Source organism: Paenibacillus cremeus (assembly GCF_007786445.1).
Taxonomy (GTDB): Bacteria; Bacillota; Bacilli; order Paenibacillales; family NBRC-103111; genus Paenibacillus_G; species Paenibacillus_G cremeus.
The window spans coordinates 204,065-228,772 of the sequence record NZ_VNJI01000002.1; the positions used below are offsets into that span (position 1 = coordinate 204,065).

At 52.3% G+C, this 24,708-nt stretch carries 23 protein-coding genes; 19 read left to right on the forward strand and 4 right to left on the reverse strand.

Annotated features, from left to right (window positions below; all coding sequences use genetic code 11):
- The first annotated feature begins 36 nt into the window (after positions 1 to 36).
- Together parE and gyrA are read left to right on the forward strand one after the other, a co-directional pair.
- On the forward strand, positions 37 to 2,046 hold the full coding sequence (parE, locus tag FPZ49_RS02910) for a DNA topoisomerase IV subunit B (RefSeq protein WP_391563799.1): 2,010 nt from the start codon (positions 37 to 39) through the stop codon (positions 2,044 to 2,046).
- Positions 2,047 to 2,061: 15 nt separating this feature from the next.
- Positions 2,062 to 4,497 (forward strand): DNA gyrase subunit A, encoded by a 2,436-nt coding sequence (gene gyrA, locus FPZ49_RS02915; RefSeq protein ID WP_144842988.1) that lies wholly within the window; start codon positions 2,062 to 2,064, stop codon positions 4,495 to 4,497.
- Here gyrA and FPZ49_RS35305 read toward each other — a convergent pair.
- Positions 4,494 to 4,661: a hypothetical protein gene (locus FPZ49_RS35305; protein ID WP_186445561.1), complete on the reverse strand. Its 168-nt coding sequence runs from the start codon at positions 4,659 to 4,661 to the stop codon at positions 4,494 to 4,496. The two genes, gyrA and FPZ49_RS35305, sit on opposite strands and share 4 nt — an antisense overlap.
- 203 nt (positions 4,662 to 4,864) lie before the next feature.
- Here FPZ49_RS35305 and FPZ49_RS02920 point away from each other — a divergent pair, with 203 nt between their 5' ends.
- The gene (locus FPZ49_RS02920) at positions 4,865 to 5,278 is read left to right on the forward strand and encodes a MarR family winged helix-turn-helix transcriptional regulator (RefSeq protein ID WP_144842990.1); all 414 of its coding nucleotides are present in this window, start codon (positions 4,865 to 4,867) and stop codon (positions 5,276 to 5,278) included.
- A gap of 62 nt (positions 5,279 to 5,340) precedes the next feature.
- On the opposite strand, the gene FPZ49_RS02925 is transcribed toward FPZ49_RS02920, so the two are convergent.
- The 3 genes from FPZ49_RS02925 to FPZ49_RS02935 form a co-directional block, all read right to left on the reverse strand.
- Positions 5,341 to 6,039 (reverse strand): RluA family pseudouridine synthase, encoded by a 699-nt coding sequence (locus FPZ49_RS02925; protein ID WP_144842992.1) that lies wholly within the window; start codon positions 6,037 to 6,039, stop codon positions 5,341 to 5,343.
- 4 nt (positions 6,040 to 6,043) lie between these two features.
- Positions 6,044 to 6,907 (reverse strand): class I SAM-dependent methyltransferase, encoded by an 864-nt coding sequence (locus FPZ49_RS02930; RefSeq protein ID WP_144842994.1) that lies wholly within the window; start codon positions 6,905 to 6,907, stop codon positions 6,044 to 6,046.
- Positions 6,908 to 7,069: 162 nt separating this feature from the next.
- Positions 7,070 to 8,206: a peptidylprolyl isomerase gene (locus tag FPZ49_RS02935; protein WP_261381219.1), complete on the reverse strand. Its 1,137-nt coding sequence runs from the start codon at positions 8,204 to 8,206 to the stop codon at positions 7,070 to 7,072.
- A 235-nt stretch (positions 8,207 to 8,441) separates the two neighbouring features.
- Here FPZ49_RS02935 and glgB point away from each other — a divergent pair, with 235 nt between their 5' ends.
- The 16 genes from glgB (at position 8,442) to FPZ49_RS03010 (ending at position 24,704) form a co-directional block, all read left to right on the forward strand.
- Positions 8,442 to 10,382: a 1,4-alpha-glucan branching protein GlgB gene (gene glgB / locus FPZ49_RS02940; RefSeq protein ID WP_186445569.1), complete on the forward strand. Its 1,941-nt coding sequence runs from the start codon at positions 8,442 to 8,444 to the stop codon at positions 10,380 to 10,382.
- Complete coding sequence (locus FPZ49_RS02945) at positions 10,375 to 11,544, forward strand: glucose-1-phosphate adenylyltransferase (RefSeq protein ID WP_144842998.1); 1,170 nt, start codon at positions 10,375 to 10,377, stop codon at positions 11,542 to 11,544. Before glgB ends, FPZ49_RS02945 begins: the two co-directional genes overlap by 8 nt.
- A 6-nt stretch (positions 11,545 to 11,550) precedes the next feature.
- A complete protein-coding gene (gene glgD, locus FPZ49_RS02950) occupies positions 11,551 to 12,660 on the forward strand; it encodes a glucose-1-phosphate adenylyltransferase subunit GlgD (protein ID WP_391563800.1) in 1,110 nt (369 codons plus the stop codon).
- Between the two features lie 97 nt (positions 12,661 to 12,757).
- Positions 12,758 to 14,203: a glycogen synthase GlgA gene (gene glgA / locus FPZ49_RS02955; protein ID WP_144843000.1), complete on the forward strand. Its 1,446-nt coding sequence runs from the start codon at positions 12,758 to 12,760 to the stop codon at positions 14,201 to 14,203.
- Positions 14,204 to 14,309: 106 nt separating this feature from the next.
- Positions 14,310 to 14,510 carry a hypothetical protein gene (locus tag FPZ49_RS02960; protein ID WP_144843002.1) on the forward strand — a complete coding sequence of 67 codons (201 nt, stop codon included), beginning with the start codon at positions 14,310 to 14,312 and terminating at the stop codon, positions 14,508 to 14,510.
- Positions 14,511 to 14,512: 2 nt separating this feature from the next.
- Positions 14,513 to 14,653, forward strand: coding sequence for a hypothetical protein (locus FPZ49_RS35310; RefSeq protein WP_186445562.1), 141 nt, complete (start codon positions 14,513 to 14,515; stop codon positions 14,651 to 14,653).
- A 197-nt stretch (positions 14,654 to 14,850) separates the two neighbouring features.
- Positions 14,851 to 15,078 (forward strand): alpha/beta-type small acid-soluble spore protein, encoded by a 228-nt coding sequence (locus FPZ49_RS02965; protein WP_144843004.1) that lies wholly within the window; start codon positions 14,851 to 14,853, stop codon positions 15,076 to 15,078.
- 163 nt (positions 15,079 to 15,241) lie between these two features.
- The gene (locus tag FPZ49_RS02970; RefSeq protein WP_261381220.1) at positions 15,242 to 16,249 is read left to right on the forward strand and encodes an aldose 1-epimerase; all 1,008 of its coding nucleotides are present in this window, start codon (positions 15,242 to 15,244) and stop codon (positions 16,247 to 16,249) included.
- A 51-nt stretch (positions 16,250 to 16,300) separates the two neighbouring features.
- Positions 16,301 to 17,275 carry a peptide-methionine (R)-S-oxide reductase MsrB gene (gene msrB, locus FPZ49_RS02975; RefSeq protein ID WP_261381221.1) on the forward strand — a complete coding sequence of 325 codons (975 nt, stop codon included), beginning with the start codon at positions 16,301 to 16,303 and terminating at the stop codon, positions 17,273 to 17,275.
- A 169-nt stretch (positions 17,276 to 17,444) separates the two neighbouring features.
- The gene (locus FPZ49_RS02980; RefSeq protein WP_144843006.1) at positions 17,445 to 17,948 is read left to right on the forward strand and encodes a hypothetical protein; all 504 of its coding nucleotides are present in this window, start codon (positions 17,445 to 17,447) and stop codon (positions 17,946 to 17,948) included.
- A gap of 118 nt (positions 17,949 to 18,066) precedes the next feature.
- The gene (locus FPZ49_RS02985; RefSeq protein ID WP_144843008.1) at positions 18,067 to 19,122 is read left to right on the forward strand and encodes a CotH kinase family protein; all 1,056 of its coding nucleotides are present in this window, start codon (positions 18,067 to 18,069) and stop codon (positions 19,120 to 19,122) included.
- Between the two features lie 115 nt (positions 19,123 to 19,237).
- Complete coding sequence (locus tag FPZ49_RS02990; protein WP_144843076.1) at positions 19,238 to 20,548, forward strand: voltage-gated chloride channel family protein; 1,311 nt, start codon at positions 19,238 to 19,240, stop codon at positions 20,546 to 20,548.
- Positions 20,549 to 20,740: 192 nt separating this feature from the next.
- On the forward strand, positions 20,741 to 21,652 hold the full coding sequence (rocF, locus tag FPZ49_RS02995; protein WP_144843010.1) for an arginase: 912 nt from the start codon (positions 20,741 to 20,743) through the stop codon (positions 21,650 to 21,652).
- Positions 21,653 to 21,671: 19 nt separating this feature from the next.
- Positions 21,672 to 22,892: an ornithine--oxo-acid transaminase gene (locus FPZ49_RS03000; RefSeq protein ID WP_144843012.1), complete on the forward strand. Its 1,221-nt coding sequence runs from the start codon at positions 21,672 to 21,674 to the stop codon at positions 22,890 to 22,892.
- On the forward strand, positions 22,874 to 23,770 hold the full coding sequence (gene rocF, locus FPZ49_RS03005) for an arginase (RefSeq protein ID WP_144843014.1): 897 nt from the start codon (positions 22,874 to 22,876) through the stop codon (positions 23,768 to 23,770). The genes FPZ49_RS03000 and rocF (FPZ49_RS03005) overlap by 19 nt, the downstream gene beginning before the upstream one ends.
- Before the next feature lie 19 nt (positions 23,771 to 23,789).
- On the forward strand, positions 23,790 to 24,704 hold the full coding sequence (locus FPZ49_RS03010) for a proline dehydrogenase family protein (protein WP_144843016.1): 915 nt from the start codon (positions 23,790 to 23,792) through the stop codon (positions 24,702 to 24,704).
- Positions 24,705 to 24,708 lie beyond the last annotated feature (4 nt).

Below are 24,708 nucleotides of genomic sequence, written 5' to 3' on the forward strand. Positions count from 1 at the left end.
TGAATGGATGACTTACGTGTTAGGGAGGCTGCGAATTTGGCAGAACAACTCGATTTGTTTGGAAAAACGAAAGCAGATACAGCAACAGAAGCAGCTGCGGAGCTTACCGAACCGACGCAGGAGTACGGCGCTGACGATATACAGGTGCTGGAAGGTCTTGTAGCGGTACGTAAACGTCCGGGGATGTACATAGGCAGCACCAGCGCATCCGGGCTTCATCACTTGGTATGGGAAATCGTCGACAACGCCGTGGACGAGCACCTGGCCAAGCACTGTACCCAGATCGACGTAACGATCCATAAGGATCAATCGGTGACGGTATTCGACAACGGCCGCGGCATTCCGACCGGCATGCATAAGATGGGTATTCCAACCCCTCAGGTGGTATTTACTATTCTTCATGCGGGCGGCAAGTTCGGCGGCGGAGGATATAAAAAGTCCGGCGGTCTTCACGGCGTAGGCGCCTCGGTAACGAACGCGTTGTCCGAGTGGCTTGAGGTGGAGATTTACCGTGAAGGTAAAATCCATCGTCAACGCTTTGAATATTGGGTGGGCGAGCAGGGCAAGGAGCATGTCGGGGAGCCGGTCACCGGTCTGGAAGTGCTCGGAAACACCCGCAAAACAGGAACAAAAGTGACGTTCAAGCCGGACAAGCGCGTGTTCCAAGGCGGAACGACGATCAACTACGATACGCTATATGAGCGCTTACAGGAAATCGCGTTTTTGAACTCCGGGTTGAAAGTAACGATTACCGATCTGCGCGCGGACAAGCAGGAAGAGTTTCAATACGTGGGCGGCGCCAGCCAGTTCGTTCAGTTCTTGAACGAGGAGAAGGCTGTTCTGCACGATGTGATTCATTTTACCGCCGAGAAGGACGACATTGAGGTTGAGGTAGCGCTGCAGTATAACGACGGCTACACGGAAACGCTCGTCTCGTTCGTCAACTCGATCCCGACCCGCGGCGGCGGTACGCATGAAACCGGGTTCAAAACCGCATACACGCGCGTTATGAATGACTATGCCCGCAAGAACGGCATGCTCAAGGAGAAGGAGAAAAACCTCGACGGCCAAGATTTGCGCGAGGGCATGATGGCGGTCATCAACATCAAGATGGGCGAGGTTGAATTCGTCGGCCAGACGAAGGATCAGCTCGGCAGCGCCTCGGCAAGAAGTGTCGTAGATGCCGTCGTTTCGGATAAAATGTCGGTGTTTCTTGAGGAAAATCCGCAAGTGGCGCAGATGATCATGAAGAAGGCGATTCAATCCGCCAAAGCGCGCGAAGCGGCCCGTAAAGCACGTGAAGAAGTGCGAAGCGGGAAGAAAGGCAAGAGCGAAAGCTCGAACCTTGGCGGTAAGCTGACGCCTGCGCAGTCGAAGGATTACACGCGCAACGAGCTGTTTATCGTGGAAGGGGACTCGGCCGGCGGCTCTGCCAAGCAGGGACGCGATTCTCGCCACCAGGCGATTTTGCCGCTCAAGGGCAAGCCGATGAATCCGGAGAAGGCCAAGCTGCTCGATATCATGAAGAACGAAGAGTACAAAGCGATTATTGCTGCCATCGGAGCAGGTGTCGGACCGGAGTTTGACGTATCGGAAAGCAATTATGCCAAAATTATTATTATGACCGATGCCGACACCGACGGTGCGCATATCCAGGTGCTGCTGCTCACGTTCTTCTATCGCTACATGAAGCCTTTGATCGATGCCGGCAAGGTCTATATCGCGCAGCCTCCGCTGTATAAAGTGACGAAGAAAGCGGGCAAAAACAGCACCATTCGTTACGCTTGGACAGATGAGCAGCTCACCGTGCTCACCAAAGAACTGGGCAAGAGCATTGAGCTGCAGCGCTACAAGGGACTTGGTGAGATGAACCCGGACCAGCTGTGGGAGACGACGATGGATCCCGCCACGCGAACGCTGCTGCAGGTTCAGATTGAGGACGCAGCCAAGGCGGAGCGCCGCGTTTCAACGCTGATGGGCGACAAAGTCGATCCTCGCAAGCGCTGGATTATCGAGAACGTGGACTTCACGGAATTTGAGGAATAACGGGGGGCCTTACGCTTGAGTACACTAGAACAATTTTTACCGGCCTTTCTGGAAGAGGTAGTTGGAGACCGATTCGGCCGGTATTCCAAATATATTATTCAGGATCGTGCCATTCCCGATGTTCGGGACGGGCTGAAGCCTGTACAGCGTCGGATTTTGTACGCGATGTACGATGCCGGCAACACGCCGGACAAGCCGTACCGCAAATCGGCCAAAACCGTAGGGGATGTCATGGGTAACTATCATCCGCATGGCGACTCCTCTATTTACGAGGGCATGGTGCGGATGGCGCAGCCATGGAAAATGGGCCATGTGCTGGTCGATGGCCACGGCAACTGGGGCTCGCTTGACGATGATCCGGCTGCAGCGATGCGATATACGGAGGCACGCTTGTCGGAAATTGCGATGGAGCTGCTGCGTGATATCGAGAAACGCACGGTACAGTTCAAAGATAATTTCGACAACACGACCAAGGAACCGGTTGTACTGCCGGCTCGTTTCCCGAACCTGCTTGTCAATGGGGTAAGCGGAATTTCGTCCGGCTTTGCCACCGAAATTCCGACGCATAACCTGCGTGAAGTCATCAACGCTTGCATCGCGCTGATCGATAAGCCGGAGTCGACGCTGGAGGAATTGATGAGTATCGTGCGCGGACCGGATTTTCCTACCGGGGGCATCATTATGGGCTCTGAAGGTATCCGTGAAGCGTATCGCACCGGCCGTGGTCGGATTTATCATCGCTCACGCACTTCGATTGAAGATCAGCGCGGCGGACGCCAGACGATCGTCATTACTGAAATTCCATATCAAGTGGTCAAGTCTCGTCTGGTCACGGCGATGGAAAATATTCGGCTGGAGAAAAAAATCGAGGGTATCTCCGAGGTTCGCGACGAAAGCGGCCGCGAAGGCTTGCGGATTGTTGTCGAGCTGAAGAAGGATGCGGATGCGCAGGGAATTTTGGCGTATTTGCTGAAAAAGACGGATTTGCAGGTGGCGTACAACTTCAACATGGTGGCGATTGTCAACAAAACGCCGAAGCAGCTCGGCTTGGTCGAGATGCTGGAAGCGTATATCGCGCATCAGAAGGAAGTCGTCACGCACCGCTCGCGGTTTGAGCTGGAGAAGGCGGAAGATCGCGCTCACGTGCTCGAAGGCTTAGTTAAGGCGCTGAACATTCTGGACGAGGTCATCGCTGCGATCAAAGCCTCCAAGAACCGTCAAGACGCACAGAATAACTTGGTTGCGAAGTTCGGATTTACCGAGCGCCAAGCGGACGCTATCTTAACGTTGCAGCTGTATCGTTTGACGAACCTTGAAATTCATTCACTCGAGAAAGAGCTGAAAGAGGTTCAGAAGACGATTGCTTACCTGCAAGGCATTCTGGGCAGCGAGAAGAAGCTGCTGGCCGTTATCAAGGATGAGATCGCGCAAATTCGCGATAAATACGGTATCGACCGCCGTTCCTCGATCCAAGATGAGATTGAGGAGTTGAAGGTGAACCTGGAGGTTATGGTCACCGCCGAGGATGTATTCGTGACGCTGTCAAACGAAGGATACATTAAGCGGACAGGCAAGCTGTCCTTCATCCGCTCCGGCGGCGAAATCGATAAGACCGGCATGAAGGAAAGGGACTATCTCCGCTATTTACTGGATGTAAATACGCTGGAGAACCTGTTGATCTTTACGCAAAAGGGCCAATACTTCCTGCTGCCTGTCCACCAAATACCGGAGTACAAATGGAAGGATAACGGGACAGCAATCGTCAATGTAATCCCGATTCCGAAGGACGACCGAATTGTCCATGTGATTCCGGTCAAGGATTTCGAAGATCCAGGCAAATCGCTGGTCTTCGTTACCCGACGCGGCCAGGTCAAGCGGACCGAGCTTAAGGAATATGCCACCAACCGTTCCATCGGGATCGTCGCTTGTAAAGTATCCGATCAGGACGCGGTTCAGAATGTCCTTTTGAGTACTGGAGGCAAGGAGCTGCTCTTGGTGACGAAACAGGGGATGGCGATTCGTTTCAAGGAAGACGAAGTCAATCCGATGGGCCGTGCAGCAGGCGGCGTGCGAGGCATCCAGTTGAAAGAGGATGACGAGGTAGTAGCATCGGAGTGGGTGGACGGCGACGAAGGCGAGGTTCTGGTCGTCTCAGACACCGCTTACGCCAAGCGGTCGCTGATGGTCGATTATCCGACCCAAGGCCGTGGCGGCAAAGGGATTTTCACCTTTGAGATTAAAGAGGGCAAGCGGGTACGACCGAACGGAACGGGTCTGAAAAGCGCCTTCGTAGTGAAAGAACCGTTTGAGCTGACCGCCATTCTGAGCACCGGTGAACGCGCTGTATTCTCTACCGAGCAAGCTCCGATCGAAGATCGCAAAACGTCCGGGAAGCAGATTCTCCCGCTCGGCAAGACCGATTCGATCACTGAGTTGATCAAATTTGTTTAATCGTAGCTGATATAGTTGGTCTCCAGCTGTTCTTTTAGCTTCAGCATCAATTGCAAAACGACCCACACTGGCATCGGTTCGTCAAGCTTCTCGAGCCAGCTTGGGTCGTTAATTATTCCCTCTTGAAGTGCAGCCTCGCCAATTTTTTCCTTCCAAGCTTCCATGAATTTTCCCACCTTGTCTCCATCGTTTGACAAGCTGCGCCCGTAGGCGACGATCTTGTATGCAATATATGTTGAAGCGGGTCAAATGGTACCTCATTTTATCGGTTCATGTCCTAAAATATTTAGGATGTTAACCTTTAAAAGACGGTGAAGGGGTGTTATAATAGGGAAAAAATTGGATTATTCGCGGGAGTGATACACAATTGATTACCCAAGAATTTGCCAAGCTGTGGTGGAAGCTGTCTAAGGATCTGCGTACGCACATGGAGACGGAATTGGCACCTACGTTAACAGAAGGACAGCTGACGGTGATTGAGCTTTTGCTTGGCTCCGGCAAGGACAAGATGAAGCCGTCCGACTTTATTGATCACTTGGATACTACCCCGGCAGCGATCACAACGCTGCTCGATCGTATGGAGAAGAACGGATTGATCGCCAGAGAACGGGATGCGAAGGACCGCCGAATCGTTTGGGTGGTGGTGACGGAGAAAGGGCTGCAGGAATGTGAGCGTGGCGTTCAGATCCGTGAACGATTTCTCCAGGCGTATCTCAGCCGAATTTCATCACACAATCAGCAGCTGCTCGTTTATTTGCTCGGAAAAGTGGCGAACGCTTAACAAAAGACCTCCCGGAAGCTCGTTGAAGAGAGCAGACGGGAGGTCTTTGTGCGATATGCGGCTTATTGAAAAGCGGCTTCCCACAAAATCCATGGAAAGCTCCGTGGCGGGGAAGAAGTAAAGCGAAGTTCTTCTTTCGTCACCGGATGCTCAAAGCCGAGCTCGGTGGACCAGAGCGCAATCTGCTGTCCGGGCTTCGTGTGCATGCTGCCGTATCGCTGGTCACCAACGAGCGGGCAGCCGATGGTCATGAACTGCACCCGGATTTGATGGGGCCGGCCCGTATGAAGCTCAACTTGAACAAGCGACAGCCCATCTAGCGAGCCGAGCACGCGGTAATCAAGAATCGCTTCTTTGGCACCTGCTTTGCCGGCAGGAACGACTGAAACCATGTTCGTTTTCGCATCCTTGATCAAATGATGCCGCAGCTGGCCTTGCGGATCCCTCGGCTTCCCATTGACGACAGCGGTATAGATTTTCCGGATTGCCCGGGTTCGAACCGCGTCGGACAAGCGAGAGGCGGCTTTGGAGGTTTTGGCGAATACCATAACACCCCCGACCGGACGGTCCAGCCGGTGAACCAGACCCAGATACACATTGCCCGGCTTCTGATGCCGCACCTTCAAGTCCGCCTTGATCAGGCTCAGCAGATCGGGATCCTTCGAATCATCCTCCTGCGTCGGAATATTGGGGGGCTTCACGACGACAATCACGTGGTTGTCTTCGTATAGCACTGGAATGGTAGAAGCTGCGCTGCCCATTCCTCTAGGCCTCCCAACGGCCCAAGATGCCGCAAGGCAGCGTCAGCTTGGATGCCGTGATCGGCAGTCCGATTTCGCCGCAGGTAAGCGTACCGCCAAACTTGCGGGCTAGCGAAAGCGATAAAATATTTTTCAGAACGGTGGCCGAAATGCCTGTGGTGTAGGAGTTGATCAAGAAAAAGAGCGGCTTGTCCGTTAAGATGCTCATGCACGATTCCACGAAGGGATACAGGTCGGTTTCAAGCTTCCAGGTTTCTCCATTCGGTCCGCGTCCGTAAGAAGGCGGATCCATAATAATCGCATCATACTTGCTGCCGCGGCGCTGCTCACGTTGGACGAACTTGAATACGTCGTCGGTAATAAACCGAACTGGACGGTCGCCCAGGCCGGATAGCTGCAGGTTTTCCTTTGCCCAAGTGACAACGCCTTTAGAGGCGTCGACATGGCATACCTCAGCACCAGCCGAAGCGCACGCAACGGAAGCTCCTCCTGTATAGGCAAACAGGTTCAGCACCTTAATCGGGCGTCCCGCTCCGCGAATTTTCTCGATCATCCAGCTCCAGTTGACCGCTTGCTCCGGAAACAGTCCGGTATGCTTGAAGCTGGTCGGTTTAATATGAAATGAAAGCCCATTATACGAGATCGTCCAGCGCTCTGGAATTTGCTTGGTGTTCGACCAGCTGCCTCCGCCGCTGGAGCTGCGATGATAATGAGCATCGGCCTCTTTCCAGGCACCGGTCTCCTTCACCAAAGGCCAGATGATCTGTGGATCCGGCCGCCGAAGTACGATATCCCCCCAGCGCTCCAGCTTTTCGCCGCCGCCCGTATCGATAAGCTCGTAATCTTTCCAATCTTGTGCTGCAAACATTCGTTTCCGCCATCCTTTATTCATAGTGTTGCTTACCAGTATTGCCAAACGTCCCTAAACATTTTACACGATATGGCTATCCGATTCCATATTTTCCGCCCGCAATAGCGTAGAGAAAAAAATAAAGTCCCGTGAGGGGACTTTATTTAATAAATCTAATGCTTATTTACCCGGCACCTCAAGCTTCTCAATCAACGTCGGAAGCTCTTGCGTCATAAATTTATTATAATCTTGGTTCGTAAAATCTTGTAGCAGCTGATCCTTCACCTCATTCAAGGTTCGCGTGCTGCGGGCTTCGACGCGCATAACATGGTAGCCATAAGTCGTTTCGACCGGATCGCTGATCTTGTTCAGCTCCAGCTCGATGGCCGCCTTCTTGAACGGTTCCACCCAATCGCTCACTGCCGCATCGGCATAAAGACCGCCATTATCCTTGGAGCCCGGATCATCTGAATACTGCTTCGCCAAATCGGCGAAATTGCCGCCGTTATCCAGCTTCGCCTTAACTTCGTTGGCGAGCTTCAGCGCGTCTTCCTTGGAGCGGGCTTTTCCGCTCGCGTCCGTAAACCCAATTAAGATATGACGTACGGACGCCGTAATGAATTGGCCGGTCTTCGCTTTCTCATCATAGGCAGCCTGCAGTGCTGCGTCAGAAGTTAACGCGTTCAGCACTTTACCTGTCGCAATGTGCTGTTCGATGAAAGCGCGCAGATCCTGCTCCGTGATTCCGTTTTTGGACAGAATGGTTGCGAAATCCGTCCCTTGCTGGCTGTTCAGCAGCATCTGCTTAAGCTCCTCGAACTGTGCATTCACCGCATCCGGAAGCGCCGCCTTCATCTCGTCGGTCATCCGTCCGCTCAGAACCCGGTATCCGATCAGCTGTTTCACCAAGTACTCTTTATAAGCCTTCTGCGTCTCATACTGCGCATTCTGCGGGTTCAAAACACGAGTGACCGCCATGTATTTGTCCAGGTCGGCTTGCGTGACTTGACCGCCTTTGTAGGTGCTTACGATCGTTGTCGGATTTTTGCCTACCCAGATCGTGTCAGTATCAGCATCAAAACCAACTTCCTTGCCCAGCGCTTCGCTCACAAAGCGGAGAGGAACGTAGGTTGTGCCGTTATAAATAAAGCCGGAGCCTTGGTCTTCGGTTGGTTTTTTCTCAATTCCGTCAAACATATATTTCAGATTTTTAAAATATACTTCAATCTGTGTTCCGCTCGCATAGGCGATAGAGCCGGTAAGCATGACCCCCAGCGATAAGCCAAGCACCAAGCCCTTCACTTTGTCGTTCATCATGGATTACTTCTTTCCTTCCTCATGGTTAAATGTGAAATAATTGTGTACTTCTTTCTTATTCTACGAATAACGACAAAATCCTGCTTTTTATTCAAAAAGGACTACCATATATTAGGATAATTGTCGAAAAGTATACAAGTCTCGACAGAAGCTATCGAGAGGAATTTTGCGATCCGCGTAGTATTTCTGTAATATGCACCTAAAAATTATACAAAAAGGGGATGAATGAACTGTGATGAGCTTAATCCCCGTTCCGGAGGACTTGTATTTGTTCCATGAAGGCAATTTGTTCCAGAGCTATCGCATGCTCGGTGCGCATGTTGCTGAAGTCGACGGGATATCCGGTGTACGCTTTACGGTGTGGGCTCCACATGCCCGAGAAGTTCGGGTCGTCGGAGATTTTAACTGCTGGGACGGCACGGAGCATCCCATGCAGAGAATCAGCACTTGGGGGGTCTGGTCTGTATTTGTGCCGGAGGTCGGCGAAGGCGAGTTTTACAAGTACGAGATCGTCACGCAGACCGGTACTCTGGTCTACAAGGCGGATCCGTATGCGTACTGGTCGGAGCTGAAGCCGGGCACCGCTTCGCGGGTCTATTCGCTAGAAGGCTACGAATGGGCGGATCAGGCATGGCAGGAGCAAAAGCAGCAGCGCTCGATTTATCATTCCCCGATGAACATCTATGAGGTTCACATGGGAACGTGGAAGAAGAAGCCGGACGGAAGCTACTACACCTACCGTGAGCTCGCTGATGAGCTTGTCGCGTACGTGAAGGACATGGGGTACACCCACATCGAGCTGCTGCCGCTGGCCGAGCATCCGTACGACCGGTCTTGGGGATATCAAGCGACAGGATACTACTCCGTCACGAGCCGGTTTGGCGCACCGAAGGATTTCATGTATTTCGTCGACCGCTGTCACCAAGAAGGCATTGGCGTCATCATGGACTGGGTGCCGGGGCATTTCGTCAAAGACGAGCACGGATTACGCGAATTCGACGGAAAGCCTTTGTACGAGTATGACGACCCGGTGATGGCCGAGAAACCAGAATGGGGGACGTTGACGTTTGATTTTACCAAGCCTGAGGTCGTCAGCTTCTTAATCTCCAATGCGCTGTTTTGGATGGATGTCTACCATATTGACGGACTACGGGTCGATGCGGTGGCCAGCTTGCTCTACTTGAACTTCGGCAAACCGAAAGAACAGTGGATCAAGAACGCGAATGGCGGGGACGAGAACCTCGAAGCGATCGAATTTCTCAAAAAGCTCAATCACACGGTGTTTGGTTATTATCCGGATGCGCTCATGATGGCCGAGGACTCTTCGGCATGGCCGCTGGTTACGGCACCGGTTCATTCAGGAGGTCTAGGCTTCAATTACAAGTGGAACATGGGCTGGATGAACGACATGCTGAAATATATGGCGATCGATCCGTATTTTCGGCGGGGCAGCCACAATCTGCTCACCTTCAGCTTCATGTACACGTATTCCGAGAACTACGTGCTGCCGCTCTCCCATGACGAGGTGGTGCACGGCAAGAAATCGCTGTTGAACAAAATGCCGGGCGATTACTGGCAAAAGTTTGCGGGACTGCGGGTGCTTCTGGGCTACATGATGGGGCATCCGGGTAAAAAGCTGCTGTTCATGGGCGGCGAATTCGGTCAATATGACGAGTGGAAGGATCTGGAGGATCTCGACTGGGAAATGCTCGGCTACGATAGTCACCGCAGCTTGAAGCAGTATTCCCGGGACCTCAACCATCTGTATTTGCAGGAGCCGGCTTTGTGGGAGCTCGATCATCAGCCCGAAGGCTTCACCTGGATCGATCCGCACGATCAGAAGCAGAGCATTACGACGTTCATGCGGAAATCGAATAATCCGGACGATTTCTTAATTATCGTGAACAATTTTACTCCGGTGTACCATCCGAAGTACCGAATCGGAGTTCCGTTTGCCGGAGAGTACGTAGAACGCTTCAACAGCGACGCGGGAGTGTATGGAGGCTCCGGAAAGCTCAATCCCGGGAAGCTGAAGACGGAGAAGGTGTCCTGGCACTATCAGCCGTTCAGCCTGCATATTGCTGTACCGCCGCTGTCTACGGTCATTTTCAAACCAATCTCCATTAGCAAGCCAATCGCAAAGAGAGGTAAAGAAAGGGGCAAAGCCGATGCGTAAAAAAGAATGTGTAGCCATGCTGCTGGCTGGTGGCGAAGGAAGACGATTAGGGCTGTTAACGAACAAATTGGCGAAGCCCGCAGTTCATTTTGGTGGAAAGTACCGGATCATCGATTTTACGCTTAGTAATTGCACGAACTCCGGCATCGACACCGTAGGTGTGCTGACGCAGTATCAGCCTCTCGTCCTGAATACGTATATCGGTATCGGAACCCCTTGGGATCTTGACCGCAAGAACGGCGGTGTTACCGTACTGCCTCCCTTCATGGAGCAGAGCGGCGGCGATTGGTATAAAGGCACGGCAAATGCAATTTACCGGAATATTTCGTTCATCGAGCAGTATGACCCGGAATATGTACTGATCATCTCCGGCGACCACATCTACAAGATGGACTACGATAAAATGTTGGACTTCCACAAGCGTAAGAATGCCGACGCCACGATCGCGGTCATTGAAGTGAAATGGGAAGAGGCCAGCCGCTTCGGGATCATGAGCACGGATGACGAAGACCGGATTACGGAGTTTGCGGAGAAGCCGAAGGAGCCGAAGAGCAATCTGGCTTCCATGGGCATTTACATCTTCAACTGGAAGGCGCTCAAAGAGAATCTGATCATCGATGAAGAAGATCCGAATTCCAGCAAAGATTTCGGTAAGGATCTGATCCCGCGTATGCTGCGCGACGGTCGGGGCATGTTCGCTTATCCGTTCGAAGGCTACTGGAAGGATGTCGGTACGATTCAATCGCTGTGGGAAGCGAATATGGACCTGCTTGAGGTTGAGCCCGAGTTTAACCTGAACGATCGCGAATGGCGCATCTATTCGGTTAACCCGTGCCAGCCGGGACAGTATGTGTCGTCCACCGCTCAAGTGCGCCGCTCCTTGGTGAATGAAGGGTGCTGCGTCTTCGGCGAGATCGACCACTCGGTTCTGTTCTATGGTGTAGAAGTAGGCGAAGGCAGCTTGATCAAAGACTCTGTCATTATGCCCAACGTTTCGATCGGAAAGAACGTCAAGATTTATAAGTCCATCATCGGCGAGGGAACGGTGGTAGACGATGGCTGCGTGATCGGCGCACCTGAAGAGGACGGCCCTCAAGACATCATTTTGATTGGCGGCAATGAGCACATCAGCTTGACTACAAGTAGCGCGGCGAAAGGGTGAGTTCTCATGAAACGTATGATGGGCGTAATTAATTTGGTGAACGAGCCGGATGATCTGGAAGAGCTGACTTACAACCGCTGCGTGGCGTCCGTGCCTTTCGGCTCGCGCTATCGGCTGATCGATTTTACTTTGTCGAACATGGTTAACTCCGGCATTGAGAATGTGGCGGTGTTCACACAGCATAAGTACCGTTCGCTGATGGACCACCTGGGCTCCGGCAAGGAATGGGACTTGGACCGCAAACGCGGCGGGATGTTCCTCCTGCCTGCAGTGCTGCACGAAACGACAGGAATGGCACGAGGCGATTTGTTCCAATTTTACAGCCACCGGGATTATTTTTACCGCGGCCGCGAAGAGTATGTGGTCGTCTCCCGCAGCCACATGATTTGCAACATCGATTTCAACGAGGTACTCGATTACCATATCGAACGCCGTGCCGATGTGACGGTCGTCTACAAGAAGTCGGACGATGACGATTTCGCCAAATTCCGCCGCATGGCGGTGAAAGAAGACGGCAAGGTCACGGTGATCGAGGATCATTCGGGACGTCTGCGGACGGACAACGTATCGCTCGAGATGTATATCATGAGCAAGGAGCTGCTGCTTGACATGGTTGAAACGTGCCTGGCTCAAGGCTACGACCATCTCGTACGCGACGGCATTATGAAGAACATCGACAAGCTGGATGTGTATGGCTATTTGCACGAAGGCTATACGGGCATTGTTAATACGATCCAAAGCTATTACAAGCACAGCATGCAGCTGCTGAACCCGAAAATCTGGCGCGAGCTGTTCTTCCAGAAGAACCTGATCTATACCAAGGTCAAGGATGAACCGCCGGCCCGCTACGCGGAAAATGCCCATGCGCGCAATTCGCTTATTGCCAATGGCTGCGTCATTGAAGGCAAAGTGGAGAACAGCATCCTGTTCCGCGGTGTCAAAATCCGCAAAGGCGCTTACGTGAAGAACAGTATTATCCTCCAAAACTGCGAGATCGAAGAAAATGTCATTATTGAAAATGCCATTTTAGATAAAGACGTATTTATTAGCAGAGGTCGAGTTCTTACTGGAGATAAGCAAGCGCCGTTCATTGCATCCAAAACCAAGGTGATCTAATGGCGAGCCTAACGCGTTCGGGCGGGCCGAGCTGGGTGGGGAATCAACTAGCACGAGCTCGCTCGGACCTAAACAAATAAAGGAGTGGTAGGAAGCCATGAAAGTGTTATTTGCCGCGTCAGAAGCCGTACCTTTTGTTAAAACGGGAGGGCTGGCCGATGTGATCGGCTCGCTTCCAAAGGAGCTCGCGAAGCTCGGTGTTGACGTGCGAGTCATTTTGCCGAAGTATCATGACATTCCCGAGCATTTCGTGGAGCAGATGGAGCAGGTGGTCGCATTTCAGCTGCAAATGGGCTGGAGAAATTTGTTTTGCGGGATTCGCCAGCTGGTGCATGAGGGCATCACGTACTATTTCATCGATAACGAATATTATTTCAATCGTACGGGATGTTACGGCTATGGCGATGATGCGGAACGTTACGCTTTCTACTGCCGGGCTGTGCTTGATGCGATTCAGCATCTCGATTTCATGCCGGATGTGATTCACTGCCACGATTGGCAGGCCAGCATGATACCGGTGCTGTATAGGGCGCACTTTTCTTATCAGCCGGAATATGCTCACATTAAGACTGTAGTCACCATTCATAATTTGAGATATCAGGGAACCTTCTCGAAGGACGCGTTCAAAGATTACTTCGCATTAGGGGACGAGCATTTCGGCGGGTACGCACTGGAGATGCACGGAGGAGCGAGCTTCCTGAAGGGCGGCCTGCTCTACTCCGACTACATTACGACGGTCAGCCCGACGTACGCAGAGGAGATTCAAACGCCGTACTTCGGTGAAAATTTGGACGGGCTGCTGCGCAGTCAAGCCCATCGCTTGACCGGCATTATTAACGGCATCGATTACGAAGAGTTCGATCCGATGTCGGATCCGCGGCTGGAAATTCACTTCCGCGATTCGCTCGTCAAAAAGCAGCAAAGCAAAATGAAGCTGCAGGAGCGTCTCGGCCTTCCGGTGAACAAGGATGTCCCGCTTATTGCACTGGTCACTCGTCTGGTGGATCAGAAGGGGCTTTCCCTGATCGATCGGGTTATCAGCGAGCTGATGGCGCTCGATGCGCAGTGGGTGGTGCTTGGCACCGGCGATCAACAGTTTGAGCAGCTATTTCAATGGGCGGCGAATACGTTCCCGGACAAGCTGTCGGCGCAAATCCGCTTCGATGAGCCGCTGGCGCGGCAAATTTATGCCGGCTCGGACCTGTTCCTGATGCCGTCGCTGTTTGAGCCGTGCGGGATCGGACAGCTCATCGCGATGCGCTACCGCAGCGTGCCGATTGTGCGTGAGACCGGAGGACTGAAGGATACGGTGCAACCGTATAACGAAGAAACCGGCGAAGGCACCGGCTTTAGCTTTGCAAATTATAATGCGCATGATATGCTTTATACCGTGGAGCGTGCGGTACAGCTGTACCGTGAGCCGGAGGTATGGAGCCGCTTGATGGCGAACATTAAGAAAAAAGACTTCAGCTGGCGCAAATCGGCGCAGCAATACGCCGCGCTGTACGAGAACCTGCAGAGTGCTGAAGCGGCTATAGGATAATTAGTTATGAACTAGAAAAACCAATGCTCCTAAGCCTACCTTTCCGTGAAAACGCGGGAAGCGGGGCGCGGGACATTGGTTTTTCCGCTAAGGAGCGAGTGTGCGCATGCTGTTGAACATCAAGATATCGATCGGTGGGGAGCTGGTCAAGGCCGCTTCGATCGAAGTGGATGACTATAAGCTGGAGGAGCTGACGGAGGAAGAGAAGGAAAGCGCGATGGAAATCGTCGTTCGCAATTGGGCGGACCGCAACCTACAAATCGAATGGGAAGATGTAGAAGAAGGAGAAGAAGAAGAGGAGGCGTAACGATGAGTCGGTTGGTGGTGTTGACCGATTTGGATGGAAGCTTGCTGCGCCCGGATGCTACATTGTCCGATTCTACGACCGACACTTTGGATCCAACGAGCAGGATGGCGTGGCAGCTGACATTGCAGAGCGTTGAAATCTAGAATGGCACAATGAGTATGCAGCGGCCTCTCAACTCTTTTGTAGGGGCCGTTTTTTCGTGTCCTTTACAGGTATACGAAGGCTTCAGAGCGTTTGAAAAATTTTTTTCATAGATCGCATAATAACCTCATGCCGGGAACATAATACACCTACGGCACTAGAAAAAGTGCTTTCACACCCAACTTAGGAGGTCATACTTATGGCAGGTCAATCTCGTTCCAGCAACACTCTGGTGGTACCACAAGCAACAGCGGCACTGTCGCAAATGAAGTATGAAGTCGCACAAGAATTGGGCATTCAAATTCCGCAAGATGGGTACATGGGCTTTATGGCTACCCGTGATGCAGGAGCCATCGGAGGGAACATCACTCGTCGCTTAGTTCAAATTGCAGAACAACAACTTTCTGGTAGTGCCAGAGTAAGATAATGTCGGTTTATCATTAGGTCAGGCCGGGAGACTCGTTCTCCCGGTTTTTTTCTTGTTTGCGGCGCGTTAGAGGTGGAGTGGGCGAACTTGTCGGACTGTTCAATGCAGCCTATTTTTGGTAGAGTAGATAAGGATGATGAACGACTTGGAGGAGGAGATTTTGGTGACGAACGTAACGGCTTCGGCCTATGAAGAGTTGTATCAAGGGGAACAAGCGGTGTGGCTGAACGCAGGGCCTTATCAAGCGGCGTTGCTGCCGGGCATCGGTGCGAATTTGATTGCATTTCGCGATACCGTGAAGCAGTATCAGTTTCTGCATGAACCGGCGGCGGATGAGATGGAAGCCTTCAAGGCGAATCCGATCATTCACGGCATTCCAGTGTTGTTTCCACCCAACCGCTACGAGGACGGCAAGTTCCCTTGGAACGGGAAGGTGTACCAGCTGCCGGTGAATGAAGCGAGAACGGGCAACCATCTTCACGGGTTTGTACATAATATTCCTTGGACTGTGGAAAGCTTTGGTGCACAAGGGGGGGAAGCGCAGGTAACGTTGGTTTTGCAAGTAAAAGAGGGCCATTCGGTGCATGCTTACTTGCCGTTTACCTTCACAATCCGGCTGCGGTATACGCTCAGTAGCGACGGGCTTCATCAGCAAATTACGGTTCGCAATGAAGGACAGGAATCGATGCCCTGCTTGCTCGCGTTCCATACGGCGATCAATGCCCCGTTCGCACCGGGCAGCACAGCGGCGGATCAACGTTTCACGATGACCATCGGGGAACGCTGGGAGATGAGCGACCGCATGCTGCCGACAGGCTCGTATCAGCCGCTGACTGCGGAGGAAGAGCTAATGAAGCGCGGAGGCGTATCACCCTATTTTGCAGCGATGGACAATCATTACACGGCTGTTCCACAAAACGGGCGCAACCGGATGGAACTCACCGATACGCGGAGTAAAGTGAAGCTGGTATACGATGTCGGTACCACCTATAAGCAGTGGATGATTTGGAACAGCAATGCATCCGGCCAATTTTTCTGTCCGGAGCCGCAGATCAATCTGGTGAATGCGCCTAACCTTCAGTTGCCTGCGGACGAAGTCGGATTGTTTGCGCTTGAACCGGGAGCGATTTGGGAAGAAACGTCACGACTCTATGTGATCGATTTGGAATAAAATAGAACGAAGCAGGGATCGCCGACGGCATCCCAAAGGAGGAGAGGTCATTTGGCAGCTGAACAGCTCGAGAACGGTTTGGAATTGGCTACGTTTGCGGGAGGCTGTTTTTGGTGCATGGTATCGCCTTTCGAGGAGATGCCTGGCATTGTGAAGGTCACTTCGGGGTATACGGGAGGACACACGGTTAATCCCACGTATGAAGAGGTTTGCACGCATACCACCGGTCATACCGAGGCGGTACAAATTGTGTTTGATCCTGCCGTATTTCCGTACGAAAAGCTGCTGGACCTCTTTTGGCGGCAAATTGACCCTACCGACGCAGGAGGGCAGTTTCATGATCGCGGCTCCTCGTATCGGACGGCCATTTTCTATCATTCGGTGGCGCAGCGGGAGCAAGCAGAAGCTTCCAAGCAGCAGCTTGCGGAGAGCGGTCGATTCGATCGACCGATTGTCGTTCCGATCGAGCCGGCGTCTGTCTTTTATCCTGCGGAAGACTACCATCAGGGATATTACAAAAAGCAGCCGATGCGGTATAAGATGTATAGGAAGGGCTCTGGCCGAGAGGCATTCTTGGAAGCCCACTGGAAGCAGGAGAAGGATCTGGATGAATTGCGCAGCCGCTTGACGCCGATTCAATTTGAAGTGACTCAGAACAACGGCACGGAGCGGGCGTTTACCGGCGAATATTGGGATAACCATCGTGAAGGCTTGTACGTGGATGTGGTGTCGGGGGAGCCGTTGTTCAGCTCGCTCGATAAATTCGACTCCGGCTGCGGGTGGCCGAGCTTTACAAAGCCGCTGATGGCAAGCCAAATCAAGGAAAAAACAGATCTGAGCCATTTCATGGTTCGCACCGAGGTTCGCAGTAAGGAAGCGGACTCGCACCTCGGGCATGTGTTTCATGACGGGCCTGCGCCTACAGGCTTGCGGTATTGCATCAATTCCGCGGCGCTTCGGTTTATTCCCGTGGAAGACCTCGAGAGGGAAGGCTATGGGCATTACCGCTCGCTGTTCAACAAGTAAATAGGAATAGGCAGGTTCCTAAACATCGGGAGAAGTCTCCCGGTGTTTTTTTTGTGTTTATAGCATTATAGGTTATTCTCTATTTTTTACCAGCTCCTCTTTTATCCCTATCAGATTGAATAGCAGACTCATATATTATATTACTCATTGAGAAGGAGGTTGTTATCACTTGGAAAATGAAATCTTCATAACAGAATCCGAAAAAGAAGGCGAAATCAGCAAAGCTCGCTCTGGTGGATCCAAGGGGGGTTCGAAAGGCGGCTCTAAGGGCGGCTCGAAAGGCTCCCGTGGCTCGAAAGGCGGCTCCAAGGGCACCCGCGGCTCGAAAGGCACCCGCGGCTCGAAAGGCACTCGCGGCTCGAAGGGCACTGGCGGTTCCAAAGGCTCCCATGGCTCGAAGGGCTCTCATGGCTCGAAAGGCACTGGCGGTTCGAAGGGCTCCCATGGCTCGAAAGGTACTCGCGGTTCCCAAGGTTCTCGCGGCACGAAAGGGACACATGGTTCCAAAGGCACAGGAGGAACACGCGGCTCCCGCGGCTCCCATGGCTCGAAAGGCACTCATGGCACCCGTGGCTCTCACGGAACGAAAGGCACTCATGGCACCCGTGGCTCTCACGGTACGAGAGGTACTCGCGGTTCCCGCGGCTCCCGCGGCACAACCGGCGGCGAATAATTGCTCGTCAAGGGCGGAAGCCGTGTCCAACTCTCCTGCTCTCTGCATATTGTATTCCATCGAAGCCTATCCAACCCGATAGGCTTTTTTATCTTCTTCAAGGAAGGTGAAAAGTACGATGGCACTTCCGATCTGGCGCATTGTCATTCCTGATCAAGAACAGCGTGTGCTAAGAGAGAACATATGGAACGGGACGTTTGCAGACGGCTTTTATGTACACAAAGGCAATATGGAGCAAATTAAGCTTCGCTACCGGGGCGGCCATACCAGGGAATACAAGAAGAAATCGTATGAGATTGTCAAAGACGGCTACACCTATCATTTTAATGCTGAGTATGACGATCCCTCGATGATTCGCAATGCGCTGTCCTTTCGTTTTTTTGAGCTGCTGGGGGTGCCTTGTCCTCGGACGGAGCACGTATTACTGTTTATTAACGGAAAAAGCGCAGGGGTGTATTTAAAGCTTGAAGCGGTGGATCAAGTTTTTTTTGATAAGCGGAAAATTCCAGTGGAATCACTCGTTTATGCAACGAACGACGACGCAAACTTTCGACTCATCAGCCCGGAAACGAACCGAAAAAAATCGTCTTTATTTGACGGCTACCGGCTGATGATCGGAAGCAGACGGGATAAGGAAAGGTTAATCCAATTGATAACCAACCTCAATGAGATGAACCGCCAAGAGCTGTACAGTTATTTAACCTCCAAGCTGGATATTGATAATTATTTACGGTGGCTGGTCGGCGCGGTTCTGACGGGAAACTATGATGGCTTCAACCAAAATTACGATCTCTATTATCATAAAAAGTATCGCTACTACCGCATCATCCCATGGGATTACGAAGGGACCTGGGGCAGAGATGCTTATGGCCGGCTTGCCGGAAGCTCGCCCATTCCCATCACCGGAGACAATTTATTGACCCGAAGACTCTTAGCCTACTCATCGGTACGGAGTAAGTATAAAAAAATGCTCCAAGCGGCCCTAAGCAGCACCTTCACAACAAACCGGATCGCCCCCATCGTGAAACAAATGTACCGCAATATCTCATCGACGATTCATGAGGATCCTACGCGCAGATGGTCAACCAGCGTATTCGACAAGGAGCCGAAGCTGATCCTGAGCTATCTTCGAGAGCGCCGGGCGGTAGTAAAAAAAGAAATGTCGAAATTGTAACAAAAGGCCGGGGAGGTGCTGCGGCATCTCCAATTTTTCCCCGATTGGTGGTACTATAGGGAGGATCTGCATTTTTTCACGAGGGAAAGAAAGTAGGGACGGCATGAATCGGTGGATGGACAAGACAAAGCAGTACGGTCGCAGACTGCTGCTCGCAGAGACGGCGTGGTTCTGGATCAAGTGGATCATTCTTGGCAGTCTCGTCGGGCTTCTGACGGGAAGCGCCTCTGCGTTCTTTTTGAACAGTTTGGAGCGGGTGACGGAGCTTCGGCTGGCGTACCCTTGGTTATTATTTGGCCTGCCGGCTGGAGGAGCACTAGTAAGTTATCTTTATATGAAAGTTGGCAAAAATAGCGCCAAAGGCAATAATTTGATTCTCGAGCAGATTGGACAAGGCTCTGAAACGATCCCGCTGCGCATGGCTCCATTGGTGTTGCTGGGGACGGTGCTGACGCATCTGTTCGGCGGCTCGGCCGGCCGAGAAGGAACCGCGGTGCAAATGGGCGGGAGCTTGTCGGAGTGGCTGGGGAAGCGTCTGCGAGTCAGCGCAGAGGACCGAAAGCTGCTGCTCATGTGCGGGATTAGCAGCGGGTTCGGCTCGGTGTTCGGCACGCCGCTGGCGGGGACCGTGTTCGGGCTGGAGGTCGTCGCGATCGGAATGATCCGTCATGAAGCGCTGCTTCCATGCTTGGTCGCCAGCTTTGTGGGGGATCTCGTCACGACCCGGTTATGGGAAGTTCATCATGCCCACTACGCGATCGGGACGGTGCCCTCGCTCGGGCTGCTTGTGCTGGTGAAGGTAGCGGTGGCTTCCGTTTTATTTGGCTGGACAAGCATTCTGTTCAGTGAGCTTACCCATGGGCTCAAAAAAGGCTTCTCCGCTTTGTTTCGCCATCCAGTGCTGAAGAGCGCGGTCGGCGGCTGTATCGTGATCGTTCTGGTGTACACCCTTGGCACACGAGATTACTTGGGCTTAGGGCTGCCGCTATTATCGCAATCGTTCACGGAAACGACGGCTCCGCTAGCTTTTTTGTGGAAAACGATCTTCACCTCGATCACGCTCGGCGCGGGCTTCCAAGGCGGCGAAGTCACGCCCCTATTCGTTATTGGAGCGACGCTCGGCAACGCGCTAGGTTCATTGTTACATATCCAAGCCCCGTTTCTGGCCGGGTTAGGACTGATTGCCGTGTTTAGCGGAGCTACGAATACGCCAATTGCATGCTTTCTCATGGGGCTCGAATTGTTTGGGGCGGAAGGAGCCATCTTTATGTTCATAGCGGTGACGGTGAGCTATTTGTTCTCCGGACATACGGGAATTTATTCTTCACAGCGCATCGCAGTGGCTAAAAGCAGGAGGAGTGCATTCGCAGAGGGGTCAACCTTGGCTTTAGTGAGGGAGCTGGAGCGGAAGCGTCAGGAAGGATAAAATCTAAGCGAGAAGATGATCTTGAATATTCCAAAGACTTGATTGCTGAAAAGTAATCAGGTCTTTTTCTTTTCTATAGCTTTTTGCGCCCAGACCATTACATTTTTCAATCATAACGATTGAATATTCCAATTTTTCCATAAAAAAACCGCATGCTACAATGGCGTTAATAAGAGAAAAGAGGTGCAACCGATGGATGCCGTCAAAACCAACGTTTCGATTATCGGCGTCCCGCTGAAATATGGTGCTGATCGTATGGGAGTGGAGATGGGCCCTGATGCGATCAGAAGCTCCCACGTACACCAAAGACTTGAGGCTCTTGGTTATCAAACGCAAGATATAGGCGATATTCCCGTGAGCCTCCAAAAGACGGACACCTGTCAGGCAGGAGAGAAGCTCAAGTATCTCCAGGAAATTAGCAGCGTGAATAAACAGCTCTGCCATTTGGTTGCTGATGCCATGGGCCAAGGGCAATTTCCGCTCGTGCTCGGCGGCGATCACAGCATAGCGATCGGTACGATCAAGGGGGTGCTGCAGCACGTAAGCAGGCTTGGCGTGATTTGGTTCGATGCTCATACGGATGTGAACACCGCCGAAACAACCTACTCCGGTAACATTCATGGTATGTCACTGGCCGTTGCTCTAGGATATGGTCATCCGGATCTCATTTCAATCGGCGGCATCGATAAAAAGCTGCGGCCCGAAAATGTCGTCATCATCGGAGCCAGATCCATTGATCCGGGCGAACGACCATTCCTTAAGGACAAGGGCATTCGCGTATTTACGATGCATGACATTGATCGATATGGCATGAAGCAGGTCATGGAAGAGGCGCTTCAAATCGTCACGGCCTGTACGGACGGCGTTCACCTCAGTCTCGATCTGGATGTAATGGATCCAGCGGAAGCTCCAGGTGTAGGTACGCCGGTAAACGGCGGCCTCTCCTACCGCGAGAGTCATCTGGCGATGGAAATGCTGTATGAACGCGGCGTGCTGGTATCGGCCGAGGTTGTCGAAGTCAATCCGATGTTCGATCTCCAGAACAAAACGGCTAGAGCAGCGGTAGAGCTGATCGGTTCTGTTTTTGGAGAGAGGATTTTATGAAGCTAGGGGTGGCAAAAGGATGAGCAATTCAAACCAAATTATTAAGCAAACGGAAAGGTTCGGCGCGCACAACTATCACCCGCTGCCGATTGTCATTTCCCGGGCGGAGGGCGTCTGGGTGGAGGATCCCGAGGGCCATCGCTACATGGACATGTTAAGCGCTTACTCCGCTTTGAATCATGGACACCGGCATCCGACAATTATTGGGGCGCTCAAAGCACAAGCGGATCTCGTGACACTGACCTCAAGAGCGTTTCACAACAATCAGCTGGGCATCTTTTATGAGAAGCTGTCCACGTTGACCGGGAAAGATATGATCCTGCCGATGAACACCGGGGCAGAAGCGGTGGAAACGGCGCTCAAAGCGGTAAGACGCTGGGCGTATCAGGTCAAGCAGGTTCCAGCGAATCAGGCGGAGATTATCGTATGCGAAGGCAACTTCCATGGTCGGACGATCACAATCACTTCATTTTCTTCCTCCGAGGAATATAAAGAAGGCTTCGGGCCGTTCACTCCGGGCTACAAAATCATTCCTTACGGGGATTTGGAAGCCTTAAAAAACGCGATCACGGCTAATACAGCCGCCTTTCTCGTGGAACCGATTCAAGGTGAGGCTGGTATTCTCATCCCTAAGGAAGGCTTCCTGAAGGAGGCATATCGGCTATGCAAGGACAATAACGTGCTCTTTGTCGCCGATGAAATTCAAACCGGATTTGGCCGCACAGGCAAGAGGTTCGCATGTGAGTGGGAATCGGTGACCCCGGATGTTTATATTCTGGGGAAAGCACTCGGCGGCGGCGTATTCCCGATCTCGGCGGTTGCAGCTAATGAAGATATTCTCGGTGTGTTTAATCCGGGCTCGCATGGCTCAACGTTCGGCGGAAATCCGCTTGGCTGTGCGGTAGCCATTGCAGCGCTCCGCGTTTTGGAAGAAGAAAAACTCGCCGAGCGGTCGCTCGAGCTTGGGAACTACTTCCTCGACCAGCTGCACCTAATCGAAAGTCCGCATGTAATCGAAGTACGAGGGCGAGGCTTGTTCATCGGGGTGGAACTGAACGAGCCGGCGCGTCCCTTCTGCGAGCGATTGAAAGAGCTCGGCATTCTATGTAAAGAAACGCACGAGACGACGATTCGTTTTGCGCCGCCTCTCACCATTACGAAGGAGCAATTGGATTGGGCGCTGGAGCGCATCCAACATATATTAGAAGGAGGGGGTCTCTCATGTCAAGCGTTAGGTTGATTCAAGTACCATTCCGACTTGGAGCCGGACGGCCGGGTACGGAGGAGGGCCCGGAAAGCCTGCTTCAGGCAGGGCTCATGCGCCAGCTACTCAAGACGGCCTATGAGCTGGCAGGTGAAACCAAGGTGGAATGTCCAGCGCCTGCGCCTGCTGTACTAAGCGAAGGCAGGATCAAGCATCCATCGGAAGTCAAAGAGATGAGCAAGCTTGTTGCAGGGCAAGTTTCGCTGGCCGTTCAGCAGGGCTCGGTTCCGCTCGTGTTGGGCGGCGACCATAGCGTATCCATCGGTGTGTTTGCCGGGCTTACTCGTCACTTCTCGAGCCTCGGTGTGATCTATTTCGATGCGCATGTCGGATTACATACCGAAGAGTCCAGTCCGACCGGCCATCTCAATGGGATGACGCTTGCCGCTGCGCTTGGAAAAGCTCGGCTCAAGCTGAGTGAACTATCCGGTTCGGATACGCTGATCCAAAAGGAAAATGTAGTCATTATTGGCGTTCGTGAGGTGGACCCAGAGGAGCGGGACATGCTGAAGTCGGAAGGCATTGCCTGTTTTACGATGCATGACATCGACCGGATGGGCATCGAGAGGGTGATGGAGAAGGCGCTGCAAATCGCGGGCCATGGAACGGACGGCCTTCATATTAGCTTGGACATGGATTGCCTTGATCCATTGGAGGCTCCTGGTGTCGGCATGCCCGTTCCCGGCGGCCTTACGTACCGCGAAGCTCACTTTGCCTGTGAACTGCTGGCGGAATCCGGACGCTTGACGTCGATCGATGTGGTGGAGGTCAATCCGTTGCAGGATGAAAAGAGACGAACGGCTCGCCTTGCCACAGGGTTGATCGCATCGCTACTTGGTAAGCGTATACTGTGAACCGAAGGGAAGGACAGTCATGGAAGTCGTGCTGAGAAACCTGTTTCAAGCCTTGGGCAAAAGCCGTTCTGCGAACCGATTGGCCAAGAAATACGGTTTACACTTGGGTGCCGCTCGTTTTGTAGCCGGAGAGACGATTATGCAATCCATTGAAGCAGTGCGGTCGCTTAATCAAGACGGCAGAGTGGCCACCTTGGATCATCTGGGCGAATTCGTATCCAGCGAAGAAGAAGCGCTGCATTCCGCAGACATGTGCATCCAAACCTTGGACGCCGTTGCCGCTTCAGGTGTAGACTCCAATCTTTCATTAAAAATGACCTCGCTCGGGCTGGATATCAGCAAAGACCTGTGTATGCGCAGCATGAGACGTATTTTGGATCGAGCGCGCCAGCATGGCAATTTTGTCCGGATCGACATGGAGGATCATGCGCATTGCCAAATCTCGCTTGATATTTATAAAGAGCTTAGAGAGCATTACGACAATGTTGGCATCGTCCTTCAAGCGTATTTGTACAGAACAGTACAGGATATCAAGGATTTGAATTCGCTTGGTGCCAATCTGCGTCTGGTGAAAGGCGCTTATAAGGAGTCCGAAGAAGTGGCTTATCCCCATAAGCGGGATGTGGATGAGAATTATAAACAAATCATTCAAATGCATTTGGCCAACGGAAATTACACGGCCGTGGCCAGCCATGATGAGGCGATTATCAGCTTCACAAAGCAATTTGTAAGTGAGAAGGGGATTTCCAAAGATCGGTTTGAATTTCAGATGCTGTACGGCATTTGCGAGGAGCTGCAAAAACAGCTGGTCAAAGAAGGCTACCGCGTTCGCGTCTATATCCCATTTGGTGTCGATTGGTTCGGCTATTTCATGCGAAGGTTAGCCGAGCGGCCGGCGAACGTCTGGTTTGTGCTTAAAAATATGCTTAAATAGTCAT

What these genes read in the sequence shown, in the direction of transcription:
- FPZ49_RS35305 (WP_186445561.1), bottom strand. Translation starts at nt 4,661, where the DNA reads ATGGAAGCTTGGAAGGAAAAAATTGGCGAGGCTGCACTTCAAGAGGGA.
- FPZ49_RS02925 (WP_144842992.1), bottom strand. Translation starts at nt 6,039, where the DNA reads ATGGGCAGCGCAGCTTCTACCATTCCAGTGCTATACGAAGACAACCAC.
- FPZ49_RS02930 (WP_144842994.1), bottom strand. Translation starts at nt 6,907, where the DNA reads ATGTTTGCAGCACAAGATTGGAAAGATTACGAGCTTATCGATACGGGC.
- FPZ49_RS02935 (WP_261381219.1), bottom strand. Translation starts at nt 8,206, where the DNA reads ATGATGAACGACAAAGTGAAGGGCTTGGTGCTTGGCTTATCGCTGGGG.
- glgB (WP_186445569.1), top strand. Translation starts at nt 8,442, where the DNA reads ATGAGCTTAATCCCCGTTCCGGAGGACTTGTATTTGTTCCATGAAGGC.
- FPZ49_RS02945 (WP_144842998.1), top strand. Translation starts at nt 10,375, where the DNA reads ATGCGTAAAAAAGAATGTGTAGCCATGCTGCTGGCTGGTGGCGAAGGA.
- glgD (WP_391563800.1), top strand. Translation starts at nt 11,551, where the DNA reads ATGAAACGTATGATGGGCGTAATTAATTTGGTGAACGAGCCGGATGAT.
- glgA (WP_144843000.1), top strand. Translation starts at nt 12,758, where the DNA reads ATGAAAGTGTTATTTGCCGCGTCAGAAGCCGTACCTTTTGTTAAAACG.
- FPZ49_RS02960 (WP_144843002.1), top strand. Translation starts at nt 14,310, where the DNA reads ATGCTGTTGAACATCAAGATATCGATCGGTGGGGAGCTGGTCAAGGCC.
- FPZ49_RS35310 (WP_186445562.1), top strand. Translation starts at nt 14,513, where the DNA reads ATGAGTCGGTTGGTGGTGTTGACCGATTTGGATGGAAGCTTGCTGCGC.
- FPZ49_RS02965 (WP_144843004.1), top strand. Translation starts at nt 14,851, where the DNA reads ATGGCAGGTCAATCTCGTTCCAGCAACACTCTGGTGGTACCACAAGCA.
- FPZ49_RS02985 (WP_144843008.1), top strand. Translation starts at nt 18,067, where the DNA reads ATGGCACTTCCGATCTGGCGCATTGTCATTCCTGATCAAGAACAGCGT.
- FPZ49_RS02990 (WP_144843076.1), top strand. Translation starts at nt 19,238, where the DNA reads ATGGACAAGACAAAGCAGTACGGTCGCAGACTGCTGCTCGCAGAGACG.
- rocF (WP_144843010.1), top strand. Translation starts at nt 20,741, where the DNA reads ATGGATGCCGTCAAAACCAACGTTTCGATTATCGGCGTCCCGCTGAAA.
- FPZ49_RS03000 (WP_144843012.1), top strand. Translation starts at nt 21,672, where the DNA reads ATGAGCAATTCAAACCAAATTATTAAGCAAACGGAAAGGTTCGGCGCG.
- rocF (WP_144843014.1), top strand. Translation starts at nt 22,874, where the DNA reads ATGTCAAGCGTTAGGTTGATTCAAGTACCATTCCGACTTGGAGCCGGA.
- FPZ49_RS03010 (WP_144843016.1), top strand. Translation starts at nt 23,790, where the DNA reads ATGGAAGTCGTGCTGAGAAACCTGTTTCAAGCCTTGGGCAAAAGCCGT.